Source organism: Mycobacteriales bacterium (genome assembly GCA_036497565.1).
GTDB lineage: Bacteria > Actinomycetota > Actinomycetes > Mycobacteriales > QHCD01 > DASXJE01.
Window position 1 is genome coordinate 1 of the sequence record DASXJE010000204.1, and the last position, 13,769, is coordinate 13,769.

Sequence of the window (13,769 nt, forward strand, 5' to 3'; positions counted from 1 at the left end):
TCGATCACACCGGTCGGTTGATACCCGAGACGTTGATAGAGCCGAGCCGCATCCGCATTCTCCGCGGCCACACTCACGGCAATCAGATCGTGTCCACGCTCCCGAACCATGCGTTCCGCCGCGAGCAGGAGCGACGTGCCGGCTCCCCGACCCCGTAGGGCCGGCCGCACCTGTAGATGGTTCACTTCGATGCCGTCGGGGTAGCTGGCCCGCGCATTGTCCATCACGCAGCCACGCCACTGAACCATTCCCGAGCCGACGGGCTCGGCACCGTCCCATGCGACCAGGTAGGTCGCACTGCCCTCCTGCTGGCGCAGGTAGTGCGCGTCATGCACTTGGCCGGGCACCGGCCACCGGGCCTGTAGGACCTCCAGATCGTTCTCGGTGCACGCCGCACGTCCACGGTTCACTCACCGGGCATGCACAGGCAGAAGGGGTGCCCCGCAGGGTCGGCGTAGACGGGACAACTCCCTCCTTGCGGCGGGAGCAGAGTCGCCCCGAGCGCGATGGCTCGTCGTTCCGCCGTCTCGCGGTCGTCGAACTTGATGTCGAAGTGCAGCTGCGCCGGATATCGGGGATCGGGCCACCTCGGAGGCAGATAGTCCTGGACACGCTGCATCCCGAGCATCGGGAGCTTGCCGTCCTCGCGCGCGATCACGACCCGGTCCACCGAGGACTCCATCGTCCTCGGCATTTCCAACAGTCCGCCGTAGAACGACGCGAGCGCCGCCGGATCGGGACAGTCGATGACGACCCGCGCGAGGACGCCGAGCCGGCCGTAGAGATCGCCTTCGCCAGAGGTGTCCGGATAGAGACAGAAGGGATGCCCGAGCGGATCGGCGTAGGTCCGGAACCCACCCCTGTCCTGGAGTTTCGTCGCGCCGTCGGCGAGCACGACCTCCTCGGCAGCGTCGAGGTCGGGCACGAGTATGTCGAGGTGCATCTGTTGTGGGTACGCCGGATCCGGCCAGCGGGGGGCCGGTGAATCGCCACCCTCACCGAAGCCCAGTGGTGCGCGCACGAGCTTGGCGTAGAACGTCTGCAGCTCATCGCACCGATCTGCACCGCATTGGATGATGACGCCGAAACCACCGTCCCGGTCGTCGGCATCGACTCCCAGACCCTCCAGCATCCCTTCGGCGTCCAACCGGACCGTCACAAATGCCTGCCCACGGTCGCCTTCGATGATGAAGCGGGCCACGAGATCGGAGACCGCCCAACCCCGGATGATGCGACGTTCCGCACCGGCGAAATCGTTCAGCCGCGGCATCCACGCATCCCGCACCCACTCCGCGGCGGACCAGTCCCGGAGACGCTCGGAGCACCGAGCGCGTAAGGCATCGACATCGTTGCGCTCGAGAAGATCGATGACGTCGCGAGCCCGATCGATCACGTCGATCATGTCGCAGATCCCTTCCGGCAGCCGCGACCAGTCTGCCGCGCGGCGGCTTGCCGGCACAAGCGCTGGCGCAGGCCCTCGATCTCCGGCAGGCTCGGTCCCAAGGAGGTGGAGATGCCCGACGGTGGCGGTTTCGGTGACCTCCTCTGGGAGCCTACGAAGGAGCGGGTCCAGGGGGCGGAGATCAGTCGACTGATCGCGTGGCTGTCCGAGCACCGGGGACGGTCCTTCGCCAGTTACGACGAGCTGTGGCGCTGGTCGATCGAGGACGCCGGCGAATTCTGGGACGCGGCCTGGGAGTACTTCGATCTCGGCCCGACGACATACCGCACGGCGTTCGAAGGTTCGATGGAGGCACAGCACTGGTTCCCCGGCGCCGAGCTCAACTACGCCGAACAGGCGTTGACCGGGCCGGACTCGGAGCCCGCACTGATCTGCTGCGACGAGAGCGCGGAGGTCACCAGGATCAGCCGCGGGGAGTTGCGTCGCCAGGCGGCCGCACTCGCAGGTGCCCTGACCAGGCTGGGCGTCGAAAAGGGCGACCGGGTCGCCGCGGTGCTCCCGAACCGGCTCGAGGCGACGGTGGCCTTCCTCGCGACCGCGAGCCTCGGCGCCGTATGGTCGGTCTGTTCGCCAGAGTTCGGCGACCGCAGCGTCGTCGACCGGTTCGAGCAGATCGCTCCCAAGGTGCTCATCGCCACCGACGGCTACACCTACGGCGGCCGGTTCTTCGACATCAGCCCGACGATCCAGCGGGTCCGCGACGCGCTGCCTTCGCTCCGCGCGACGATCCGCGTCCCGGCCGATGACACCGTCACCTGGCGGGACACCGTGAGCTGGCAGGACTGCGTGGCCCAGCCGGCCGAGCCGGCCTACGCGCAGGTCGCCTTCGACCACCCGCTGTGGGTGCTCTACACCAGCGGCACGACCGGACCGCCGAAGCCCATCGTGCACGGACACGGCGGGGTCGTGCTCGTGCTTGACGTCTTCCTCGGGATGAACCTCGACGTCTCAGCGCGAGACCGGTTCTTCTGGCATACGACGACCGGGTGGGTGATGTGGAACATCCTCCTCGGCGGTCTGCTGCGCGGAGCGACGTGTGTGCTCTTCGACGGCAGCCCCGTGCATCCGGATCTGTCGGTGCTGTGGCGGCTGGCCGAGCGCGAGAAAATCACCGTATTCGGCGTGAGCGCGGCGTATCTACAGGAGTGCATGCGGAACGGGATCGAGCCGGGACTAGACCACGACCTGACGTCGTTGCGCACTCTCGGCTCGACCGGTTCCCCGCTCCTGCCGCCGGGCTACCACTGGATCCTCAACTCCATCGGCTCCGACGTGATGATCGCGTCGATCAGCGGCGGCACGGACATCTGTTCGGCGTGGGTGGGGTCCTGTCCGCTCCTGCCCGTCTACGCCGGCGAGATCCAGTGTGCGGCGTTGGGCGCAGCCGTCGCCGTCTACGACGACCAGGGCCGACCGGTGCTCGACGAGGTCGGTGAACTCGTCATCGAAAAGCCGTTCCCGTCGATGCCGACCGGGTTCTGGAACGACCCCACCGGCGAGCGGCTGCACGAGAGCTACTTCGACACCTACCCCGGCGTCTGGCGGCACGGTGACTGGACGACGGAGACCGGTCGCGGCACGTTCATCATCCTGGGCCGGTCCGACGCCACCCTCAACCGGGGCGGCATCCGGAGCGGGACGAGCGAGTTCTACCAGATCGTGGAGGCCTTCCCCGAGGTCACCGACAGCCTCGTCGTCGACACCAGCGGGGAGGGAAGGGCCGGTGAGCTCCTGCTGTTCGTCGTCGTCGAACCCGGCCACGACCTCACCGAGGAACTCGCCGGCCGGATCCGGCGAGGACTCCGCAGCGAGCTGTCCCCCCGTCATGCGCCCGATCGCATCATCCGCGTGGACGACGTCCCGCACACCCTCACCGGGAAGAAGTGTGAGGTGCCGGTGAAACGGATTCTGTGGGGAGCGGCCCCACAGAATGTGGTCAGCGAAGGCGCGCTGCGCAACCCGACGTCTCTGCAGCAGTTCGTCAGCCACCGGGTCGGTAGTCCGACCTGAGGACCGGTCAGCTGTCCTCCGCGAACACGTCGTAGCGCAGGTGCGACGTGGGCGGTCCGGAGACCGGTCGGCTGCTGCGCTCGACCCAGAGCACCGGCCGACCCGCAGTGTCGCGGGCGAGGATCGCACGCCGTTGCAGCCGCACCCCGTTGCTGGGGATCGCCGTCGGGGCAAGCTCGTGCCCGCGGCCGAGACCGTTGCCCGACGGACCGCCGATCAGCCGCGAGACCGGACCGGGGCGCGGCACGGGCACCGGGCCGGTGAGGTCGGCGAGCACCGCCTGCCGCCAGTAGCCCGACTTCCCGTCGCCCGCGCTCGCCACCACCGCCGGGTCGTCGGCCGGGTCGCCGGTGCGCACCCGCTGATAGGGGTGCCAGTGGTCGGGCAGGGTGGTCGACGGCAGGTATCGGAAGTTGCGGGTGCCGGTGCGGGTCGTTTCGGCGACGGCCGCGTCGGTCCCGGCATCGGGCAGGAGTGGGAGCCCGTCGGCGCGCAGCTCGACCGCCCACGCGAGGTTGGCGTCCTCGTCGACGCCGATCAGTACGTCGTCGAGCACCTGGCCGGTATTCGGCGCGACGGCGACCGGCCAGACGAGGAGTTCGGACTCGGCGAGGCCCGCGGTGTGGAAGAGCGACCATGCACCGGGCCCGGTGGCCGGCGGAGCGCTCAGGGGCCAGACCTGGTCGAAGCTGTCCTTCACCGTGACGTCGGAGAGCCGAACGAGTACGCCGACGGACGGCGGGTCCTCCCCCGCGACGAGCGGCGGCGGGACATGGAAGGTGAACCAGTCGTCGGAGTGCGCAACGGCGACATCGATCAGAAGCATCGTGGACAGGTGTGCCCGGTCCGGTGCGAAGCCGCCGATGTCGACCGCCCGGTCCTCCAGTTGCCACCAACGCGGGTTGGGCGCGCCGGGATAGTCCAGCCGGCTCGGAACGACGAGCCGACGCTGCGCGGCGGTGGCATCGGCCGGCGGGACGACGACCGCGTCCGGATCACCGTCGACGGTGAACCAGTCGACGTCGCCGCCGTCGTGCCCCGGCGCCCGCAGCGCCGTGTCCTCAGCCTCGAACGACGCGGCGTAGTCGAGTTCGCTGCTCGACCAACGGTCCGGCAGCGGCACCGGAACCTCCGACCAGATGGCGTCGCCGGCCAGCACGCCGGAGTCGAACACGGCCCGTCCGTCGACCTCGTCGGCGAGTCGGTCGTACGGCGGCGGCAACGTGCCGACGGCGAATCGGGATCGGCTGTCGGCGTCGAGCGACGGCGCGACCGCCCGGCCGAGGCGCAGCCGCCGCCCCATCGTCCACCAGTCGCCGGGTTCGGCCTCCAACAACGCTTCCGCCGGCACGACGGTGGGGTCGAGGTCCGGCCGCGCCGGGTCGTAGCTGATCGGGATGTGCCGGGAGGTCACGTCGATCGCGACCGGGCTGGAGGCGTCCTCGCCGTGCTGCTCGCCGAGCTGCCACTGCCGGGCGAGGAACCAGACCGGATCGGCGACCCGGGCGCGGAAGCCTTCGTCGAGGTCGGGCCGGCCCGGCTCGAGCCAGAGGTAGAGCGGCGTGGTCATGCCGGCCATCCGGCGAGGAAGCTCACGGGCTCCGATGCGTGCACGAGCGGGGCCGGCGTCGCGTAGGGCAGGCCGCCGCGGTCACCTGGCCGGGCCGCGCGCGCGTGCGCCAGCTGCCGCGTCTGCAGCACGACATCGAGCAGTCCCGCGGTGTCCAGCCGCGTCGTCGGGTCGGGCGGCACGGCCAGCAGAATCGCCTGTGGGGCACGGGATTTCGGTGAGTTGAACCCGAACGTGGCGGCGGTGGTGTGCCGCCGGCCGGGCACCGAATCAGTCCAGGCGTCGAGCGCGGCGACGGCCACCCGTGCCGGTGGGTGCGCGGCGGCCGGACCGTAGGCGGCTAGCACCGGTCCGGCCGGCAGCCACGGGTCGGTGGACCCACCGGGCGCGGCGAGGGCCGCCGGCCACGGCGTCCCGAACTGGTGCGCCTCCAGCGCGGTGAGCCTGGGCCGGACCGCGGCGACGATCTCCAGCCACGCCTCGTCAAGGGCCGGCGCGGCATGCAATGCCGGCAGCAACTCCGCTGCGACGACCGGCAGGACCGGCAGCGCCGCGTCGCCGGCCATTGCGCGCAGGGCGGCCCGTCGTTGGTTCAGCGCCGCATCGGTCGTCTGTCCGGGTGGCGGCGCGGGGTTTGCGGTCAGCCGGTCGGCGAGCGCCGCGGCCAGTGCCGCCTGCAGGTCGGCGGTGGCCGGCGCTGCGGCCATGGGGTCGTCGGGTGCCACGCCGCTGAGATCCACGTTCCACCGCCCGGCCACTGCGGTGATCTCGTCGGCGCTGCCGGCGACGTCGGGGTCGAGCGCGGCGACGGCGTCGTGCACCGTCTGCGTCAGCACACGCAGCCGGTCCAGCCGGGCGTCGAGGTCGGTACCCATCGCCGTGCGCAGGTCGTCGTCGGCGGTGGCCGGCAGGCCGTCGTACGATCCGCCGACCAGCGTCGGCACCGGCGCGTGGGGATCCCCTCCGCCGAGTACGCCGGCCAGCCGCTGCCGGTCCGCGGCGGTCGGGATGGCGCCGAGCTCACCGGCGACCAGCGCGGCGAACGCCGGATCGGCGACGTCGGCGGGAGCCGTACCGGCCGTGAGGGGCGGGACGTCGCCCTCGGGCAGCAGCACCCACGCGCCGACCCGAACCGTGGTGGCCGCGCGCGGGGTGCGGATCGCGCGCAGCTCCGGCGGCGAACCGAGCCCGGCGGCGGCCTCCATGGCGGCGTTGGCGAGATCCGCCCGGCCGGTGACCAGCGCGTGCACTCCGTCGGCCATCAGGAGGTCGGCGTAGGTGTCCAGTACGTCGTCCAGCGGCGCAAGCCGGTCGGGGAGGTCGGCCGGCAGGCCCGCGACCAGGGCGCCCGTGCGCGCCGCGGCGAGCACCGCCGCGCCGTCACAGACCCGGCGGGTGTCCTGCCCGCCGGCCAGCGGGTAGGTCCCGCGCAGGACGCGTACGACGTCCCAGTCACCCGCCACCTTCTCGACCTCCAGACCGAGGGCCTCGTACGGGTGCAGACCCAGGCGCACCCGCTCGGCGAGCGCGATCGAGTCGCGGACCTTCGCCGAGTCGATCGTCAGGTCCCAGCGCGTGTCGGCGGAATGTCGGACCGCGGCGTCGCGCAGCAGCGCGGCCGTCAACGCCTGATCGCGCGACGGGGCATGCAGCAGACCGGCGACGGTCGGCCCCGGCGCCAACGCACCCGTCGCGGCGGCGGGCTGCGGGGCGTCCACCCACCCGTAGGCGCCGAGCAGGAACGGCGCGCCGTCGGTGATCATGCCCCGCAGGCGACGCTCGGCGAGCCCCGTCAGCCACGGATCGACGCGGAATGTTGCCGTATCGAGTGCCGCGAGCGTCGCCCGGAACAACGCGTCGTGCTGGTCCGCCCATAGGTCGGCGACGGCGACGAGCGCCTTCTGCACCTCGCGGAACCGCGTGGCGACCAGCTCGCCGTTGCCGTCGGTCGCCGTCTCCAGCTGGGTCACCGACGACTCGCCACCGCGCATCACGTAGGTGCGGTAGGCGTTCTCGTCGTCGAGCGGCAGCGGCTGGGCGAGATCGACGAAGCCGGCGTCCTGCCAACGTGTGATCGCCTCGCCGACCACGGCGCGCGCGGCGATCAGCGATTCACGGAACAGGTGTCCGACCAGGCCGAGCTTGTCGAAACCCTGGAAATACAGCGGCTCCGGGTCCATCGTGCACAGCTCTTTGAGGCGCTCCGGGTCGTCAACCGCGTCGGAGGGCGGGCCGGGCACGGGGCCGGCGTGGGCGGCGGCGGCGATCGGGAAGGCAGGAGCCGGCCAGTTGCGCCAGCTCACCGCGGTGTCGGTGTCCCATTCGGTCAACGTGACCGGCTCCATCCCGGCCATGATTCGAGCCACCTGTACGGCGACGAGGTCGGCCACCGGCCGCACCTGCCAGTGCCGGTTGGGTGCGTGCAGCCCGAGCACATCCAGCAACGCGTCGGTGTCGGCGTCGTCGACCCACGGGTGAGCCGCCTCGGCCGCGGCCGCCGCGCCGGCGCACCACGCCAGCGCCCAACGAAGGACGCGTTCTTCGACCGGCGTCAGGGGATCGCCGGGATCGGCCACCCACGACGTGAAGGCCGACGTCGGCAGCAGACCGTAGGGCTGCTCACCGATCCGGATCGCCGGTCGCGGACCCTCGACTGCGAGGTAGCGGCTCGCCCACCGGGCCAGATCGATGTCCGGCTCGTCGCCGGTGACGACGTCGCGCAACGCCCGGCCCCACAGCACCGGCCAGAATCCTCGCACCGCAAGGGATCCGGGCTCGCGGAAATCCAGGTCTCCCCCGAGCATCGGAAGCGCGTCCGCGGGGAGCCGGCCGGTCAGCGCCGTGAGCACGGACCCGGTGGACTCCTGCGCAGCCGGGTCGAGGTGCAGCAACGGGTAGACGGAATCGGCGTCGGTACCGAAGTCGGTGGTCGGCTCACCTTCCACGCTGTTGGTCGGCGTACCGGGCGCCAGGACGGCCAACGCCGCGGCGGCGTTGTGCGCGTCGACGAGGTCGGCGGCGTCGGTGTCCCCCACCCCGAGTACGACGAGGGCATCGAGCGCGGGAGGGTCGGCGCCGATGTCGATATCGACGGCCAGGCCGACCTCCACAGCGCGCCGGTAGGACAGCCACCAGGTGTCGGGCAGAGTTCCGGCGGCGATTTCGGCGGAGCCGGCGAACGACGTGATGTCGAGGTCGGCGGCGATGCCTGCGAGGTCGAGTGCGAGCGTCGCAGCGGGTTGCCGAGTGCCGTCGGCGTAGACGAACCACACCTGCAGCTGCGTCGGCAGGCCGACCACGCCGTGCACCTGCAGCCCGGACGGCTCGGTTTGATCGGTGCGGTCGACCGTCAGGCCGCCAGCGCCGTCGGCAACTACGCAACGCCGCCACAGACCAAGACCGCGTCCGGCGCCCACCGCGGCCGCGAACCGGGCGAATGCCGCCGCTTCGTCGATCGGCGGATCGGCGGCCATGGCTCCGACGGCCTCGACGAGCCGGTCGAGCTCGTCGGGCGACGGTGGTACGACGGTGCGGGGCACCGAGAACTCGTCGGGGTAGACGCGGATCCGCAACAGCCACTGGGGCACTTCGTCCGTGCGGTCGGCCGGCGACACGAATCGGGTTTCGAGCCGCAGCGGGGCGAGTACCTCGACGGTGGTCATAGCAGCGGCCCGATCAGGACCCGGACGGGGAGTGCGAAGCGGTTGAAGGCGTAGTTGGCCGCGGATGAGTCGGCGACGAGCGCCGCGCTCTGCTCGAAGAAGCGGTAGCCGGCCGGTGGTTCCTCCAGCACGACCCAGTAGTCGGCCAGCTTGCCCGGGTCGATGGGGAAACCGAAGAAGGTGATGTCGGAGCCGATGGTGCCGGTGAAGACGTGTTCGACCCGGTTGGCGTCGACGAGCACGTCCCCCGCTCCGGGTGGGGTGAACGCGGCGTCGGCGGCGTAGAGGTAGACGACGGTCGAGGGATAGCGCCGGAAGAGCGGCGTTTTGAAGGCCACCACGGCCTCCGCGGCGTGGCCGCCGTCGACGAGCGCCGGGCCGCCGAGTGGCTGCGCCTGCGGCCAGTTCTTGATCGGGAGGATGTCGAGTTGGCCGGAGCTGCGCTGCCAGAACTTGCGGAGCGGCGACCAGCGGGTGACGAGCGGGATGTTGCGCCAGCGCAGCTCGCCGCTGGTCTGCTGGTTGGCACCGGCGAGCAGCGCCTCGACGAACGCCGGGTTGGTCGCCAGGGCGACCACGTCGCCTTCGATCAGGTCACCGGCGCCGGGCAGCATCCAGTCCGGAGCGGACGCCGACAGGAAGCTCCACAGCGGCAGGTCGAGTTCCGGTTCGACTTCAACCGGGCCGATGCCGGTGCGGCCGGGAAGCGTCGCCAGCACCCGCAGCACCGCGGGCGGTTGCTCGACGGTCGGGTCGACGGCCCCGGCGACGGCGCCGGCGAGCCCGGTGAGGTCGACCGGCTCGCACGGTGTCGGCGGCGCGAACTCGTCGACCCAGCCGGTCCACCCCGAGACCTGAGTGGTGGGGACGGGATGCTCCTGGGTGTTGAGAAACGCCTGCACCGCCGCCCGATCGGGCCGGCCGTCCTTACCGGGGGCGAGCGCAAGCAGCGCCGCGGTGAGATCCGCAGGACTGGGCGGCCGACCGGCGCCGAGCAGCCGGTCCAGAATGCGACCGGCGAGGTCTTCGTCGCCGTCGGCTGCGGCCTCGACGGCGGTCTTCGTCGCCTCCTCGACCCGGCGCGGGTCGACGTCGCGCCGGGGCGGGATGTCGGCCGGGTCGTCGGCGGGTGCCGGGCACCGGTTGGCACTGCGGAGTACGGCGCCCAGATCGGCGGCACCATCGGCCGCGCGGGCGGTGCGTGCCGGTCCGGGACGCAGCGCGCGGCGGGCCGCCGACGAGAACAATGCACGGCACAGGCCCGGAGTGTGGCCGGCGACCGCGTCGAGGACGGTTCCCCCATCGGTCGGCAACCGGCCGAGCACGGGGAGGAGGACGGCGAGCAGATCGGCCGCGGCGGCGAGCGTCGGCACCCGGCGGCGCCAGACGGAGCGACTTGCCTCGACTCCCAGGGCGACGTGACGGATGCGGTCGTCGGCGACGGATAGACCGGCCAGCTTGGTGGTCGCGGCGTCGGCGATCCGGTCCTGCCATTCGATCGCGTTCCAGGCACCGAGCCCGGCCGCGCCACGAGGCCGCGGGTCGCCCCGCAGCTCATCGATCCACCCGCCGGCGGTGAACGTCTCCTGGTCGACGAGTGTCGCGAACGGCGCGTCGTAACGCGGTGCGGTCACCACGCCGCGGCCGTCCGGGGTGACGATGCGGTCGCTGAGATGAGTCGTCTCGATCGTCACGTCGGGGGGCGGTGGCTGGTCCGCCGGATCCGGCCCACCGACCGGGTCCGCCGGCAGCCGCAGCGCGCCGGCGGTGCTGAGCAGCCAGCTGTCCGGATCCCCCGGGCCGCGCCGGAGATAGGTGACGTCGGCTCTGCCGAACGGCGTCCCGCCGGCTGCGTCGATCGCGGCCAGGTCGGCCTTGTGCAGCTTCGCGGCGAGTTCGGGAAAGTCGCCGAGCGGCCCGGTCCGGAACGTCCAGGTGTCGTAGCACGGGCAGGTGACCGGCGCCGTACCCGTCCAGGCGTCGGCCCCGTCCGCCGTGAACGCCGGCACCAGGCACGCGACGTATTCGGTCTCCTGTGCGAACGGCGCCGGCGACAGGAGCCGCGCCACCCGGCGCCCGTCGACGTCGTGCACGTGCGCCCACTGCGACGAGTCGGCCAGCGCGTGGACCTGCTGGGTCGCCGTACCGAGGCCGACCTGTCCGTCCGGGCGCAGGACGATCTCGTCCGGCGTACGACGGCCGACGACGAGCACCAGCCACGGGCGCAACACCGCGCCGGCGGCCGCCCGGGGCGTGTAGCGCCATGGCAGGTCGACGGCGGAGAACTCGATCAGTGCCACCTTGGGCTGCTCGGCGTCGCTCGAGCCCGGCGCCGGGAAGCGCCGGACGATGGCGCCGACCGCGAGCCGTTGGACGTGACCGGGGCCGAACAGTTCGTAGTCGGTGTCGATCGACCGGGTATCCGCGGGGTTCGCGAGGTCGGCGATGCCGACCGGCACCGTGCTCTGCAGCCGGCCGGCGACGACGGTGGTGGCTCCGATCCGCAACGCCTTCTCGGCCCGCGAGAAGTAGGTGGCGGCCACTCAGACCACCCCTGCCAGTGAGACCGGCGCCGCGGCGTCGATGGCGGCCAGAGCGACCGAGTCGTTGTACCGCGCGGACTGGTGCGCGGCGGTGGCGCTGCTGAACGTCCCACCCGCGACGGTGGTCCACTCCTCCAGATCCACCGCCACCATCGACGTCGGATCGCTCAGTGTCGGCGGGCGGCGGGCCGCGTCGGTGAGCGCGGCCATGTCCCCCAGCGCCAGCACCTCACCGGTGAGTACGTGGCGGTGGCCACCGGTGATGACGATCTGCTCGACCTTGCGGGTCTCGGCCACCGGGTCGAACGGGGGCGGGTCGGGTAGTGACAGCTCCCGGCCGCTCGCCAGCAGGTCGAAGGGCGGCCGGTTGACCGCTTCGGCGGCGGTGAGGATGACGTAGCTGCCCGGGCTGAACCGCTCGGTCACGTCGGCGCCGGCCGTGGTCACGACGACGCCCTGGCCACCGTCCAACGGTCGGCCGTCGACCCGCTCGATGAGCAGCCCGAGCGGAGCCCGGGTCTGTTCGACCCGCAGGGTGCCGGTCGGCGGTACGGCGGCGACCGAGTCCCGGCCCGGCCGCGGCGCCAGGACGACGTCCGGGTCGCTGACGCTGCCGGCATGCACGTTGGCGGGCTTGCCGAACTCCTCGGCCACCACGTCCAGAAGTCGCGGCGGGGTCGGCAGCGTGTCCGACGGCCCGCTGCCCAGGGTGAACGTCTGGTCCCAGGAGATCGAGAAGAGGAACACGTCGATGCTCAGTGACCCATGGATGACGACCGGGCCGGGTCCCGCGATCGACCCGTCCAGGGTCACCGACGCGAAGCTGAAGCCCTCCACCGATACGTCGAAGCCGGCCGAGATCTTCGCCTCGAAGTGGAACGGCCGGAACTGCACGATCGCGTCGACCTGGACGAACCCGTGCGCCTCGATGACGAGGTCGATGCCGACCTCGAGCCGACCGCCGAACTGCACCGAGTTGGAGGTGATCGCGAAGTAACCCTCGACCCGGATGTCGATGATCGAGATCGGGTTGTCGATGGCCAGCCCCACCCGGCGCATCGCGGGTATCCGCGCCGGCTCCGGATTGAACCCCGGATAGAAGCCGCCGACCGACACGACGAAGTAACCGTTCGACCCCCAGCTGAACCGCATGGCGGCGTCGCCGTAGATCTCGAAGATGCCGAGTACGTGGCTGTCGACCAGGCTGGCGTCGATCGACACCAACTCCTGCACCGGATCGATCTCGCCGAGCAGATCGAGGCGCAGGTTGAGCACGAAGTCCAGGCCGGGTATCGCCGCCCGGGCGACGCCGAGGATGACGACCTTGCCGGTCGGGATCTCGACGACCACGCCGAGGTCGAGCGACAACAGGCTGCCTGATGGTCCGAACGACAGCCACGACACCCGCAGCGACGGGCCGACGAGATGGGTCCCCGGGTGGGCCGGAAAGAGATGATCGGCCGCGGTGACCAGCGCCAGCGGCGAAGCCGGTGGCCGGGTGGCGAACAGCACGTCACCGGCCGTGCCCGTGCGCACGGCCGCGCGCAGCGCGTCGGTATCGGCGCGGCGATTGACCCCGACGATGCCACCGACGCGGTCGAGGGAGAAGCCGAAGGACAGCTGGATCGGCGGCAGGAAGGCGATTCCGAGGATCGCCAGGAAAGACGGCTCGCCGTCGATCGTGGCCAGCACCGCCGCAGCACTAACCTGCGCCGGGCCGAGCGGCAACTCGAGCGTGCCGCCGTAACCGCCCGCGCCGGGCAGCCGCACGATCGAACCACCACCGGGCAGGCCGCCACCGAACGGCGAGGACAGTGACGCCGCGATCTCGCCGACCTCGAACGGACCGACCGGGATCGGCGCCGGAACCGTCCCGTCGGGCAACGTCGGCGGCTGGACAACCAGGGTCGACGACGCCACCGACAGGTGCACCGGCCCGAGGTCGACCTCGCCGTGGATGCCGCTGGTGGCGATGTCGCCGAGGTCGTCGGCAAGCCCGGCGAGCCCGGGCACGTCCGCCAGCACACCGAGCAGGAAGTCGGCGAGGTGGCCCGCGATCTGGTCACGGGCCGATTCCCACGCAGCCTGCGCCGCGGCAACCGACAGCGGGTCGCCGGCGAGCGCCGCCTCCAATGACTGGGCGGCCGCAACCAACTGCGTCAACTCGCTCTGCAGTTGGGCGTCGGCGCCGGCACTGAGCGCATCACGCAGCCGAACGGCGTACGACGTGACCTCGCCAGCGGCCATGCCATCCCTGTTCGCCCGAAGTTGGCTCACCCTAGCGCCCGGGCACTCCCGACGAGACGGTTCGCCGAAGACGCCGCGCCGCGGCCCTACGCCGTCACGTCTGGTCGGCGAATGCGTCGCCGACGACCGACCGGCACTCCTGCTCGTCGCACAGCCAGGCGAGGGCGGCGACGGTCAGCGGCAGCCGCACCCGATACCCGGTGTATCCGCCCTCGCTGGCGCCCCGGATCGGCAGCCGGAGCGACGGCAGTTCCTGCGACCAGCTGAAGGTCGCC

8 protein-coding genes are annotated in these 13,769 nt (G+C 71.7%); 1 reads left to right on the forward strand and 7 read right to left on the reverse strand.

Annotated features, from left to right (window positions below; genetic code table 11):
• Both VGH85_16730 and VGH85_16735 read right to left on the reverse strand, forming a co-directional pair.
• A partial coding sequence (locus VGH85_16730) for a GNAT family N-acetyltransferase (protein ID HEY2175453.1) occupies positions 1-410 on the reverse strand: 410 nt, incomplete at its 3' end.
• On the reverse strand, positions 407-1,402 hold the full coding sequence (locus VGH85_16735; GenBank protein HEY2175454.1) for a VOC family protein: 996 nt from the start codon (positions 1,400-1,402) through the stop codon (positions 407-409). The genes VGH85_16735 and VGH85_16730, both read right to left, overlap by 4 nt.
• A gap of 111 nt (positions 1,403-1,513) precedes the next feature.
• Between VGH85_16735 and VGH85_16740 the strand changes: the two genes are divergently transcribed.
• Complete coding sequence (locus tag VGH85_16740) at positions 1,514-3,472, forward strand: acetoacetate--CoA ligase (protein ID HEY2175455.1); 1,959 nt, start codon at positions 1,514-1,516, stop codon at positions 3,470-3,472.
• A 7-nt stretch (positions 3,473-3,479) separates the two neighbouring features.
• On the opposite strand, the gene VGH85_16745 is transcribed toward VGH85_16740, so the two are convergent.
• From VGH85_16745 to VGH85_16765, 5 genes are all read right to left on the reverse strand, one after another.
• Positions 3,480-5,042: a hypothetical protein gene (locus VGH85_16745; GenBank protein ID HEY2175456.1), complete on the reverse strand. Its 1,563-nt coding sequence runs from the start codon at positions 5,040-5,042 to the stop codon at positions 3,480-3,482.
• A complete protein-coding gene (locus tag VGH85_16750) occupies positions 5,039-8,704 on the reverse strand; it encodes a hypothetical protein (GenBank protein ID HEY2175457.1) in 3,666 nt (1,221 codons plus the stop codon). The genes VGH85_16745 and VGH85_16750 overlap by 4 nt, the downstream gene beginning before the upstream one ends.
• A complete protein-coding gene (locus VGH85_16755) occupies positions 8,701-11,247 on the reverse strand; it encodes a hypothetical protein (GenBank protein HEY2175458.1) in 2,547 nt (848 codons plus the stop codon). Before VGH85_16755 ends, VGH85_16750 begins: the two co-directional genes overlap by 4 nt.
• Positions 11,248-13,494, reverse strand: coding sequence for a DUF6603 domain-containing protein (locus tag VGH85_16760; GenBank protein HEY2175459.1), 2,247 nt, complete (start codon positions 13,492-13,494; stop codon positions 11,248-11,250).
• A 94-nt stretch (positions 13,495-13,588) separates the two neighbouring features.
• Positions 13,589-13,769 (reverse strand): hypothetical protein (locus tag VGH85_16765; protein ID HEY2175460.1); only part of this gene is annotated, 181 nt, incomplete at its 5' end.

Excerpts from the sequence above, each read along its gene's own strand:
- VGH85_16735 (HEY2175454.1), bottom strand. The coding sequence starts at position 1,402 with ATGATCGACGTGATCGATCGGGCTCGCGACGTCATCGATCTTCTCGAG.
- VGH85_16745 (HEY2175456.1), bottom strand. The coding sequence starts at position 5,042 with ATGACCACGCCGCTCTACCTCTGGCTCGAGCCGGGCCGGCCCGACCTC.
- VGH85_16760 (HEY2175459.1), bottom strand. The coding sequence starts at position 13,494 with ATGGCCGCTGGCGAGGTCACGTCGTACGCCGTTCGGCTGCGTGATGCG.
- VGH85_16750 (HEY2175457.1), bottom strand. The coding sequence starts at position 8,704 with ATGACCACCGTCGAGGTACTCGCCCCGCTGCGGCTCGAAACCCGATTC.
- VGH85_16740 (HEY2175455.1), top strand. The coding sequence starts at position 1,514 with ATGCCCGACGGTGGCGGTTTCGGTGACCTCCTCTGGGAGCCTACGAAG.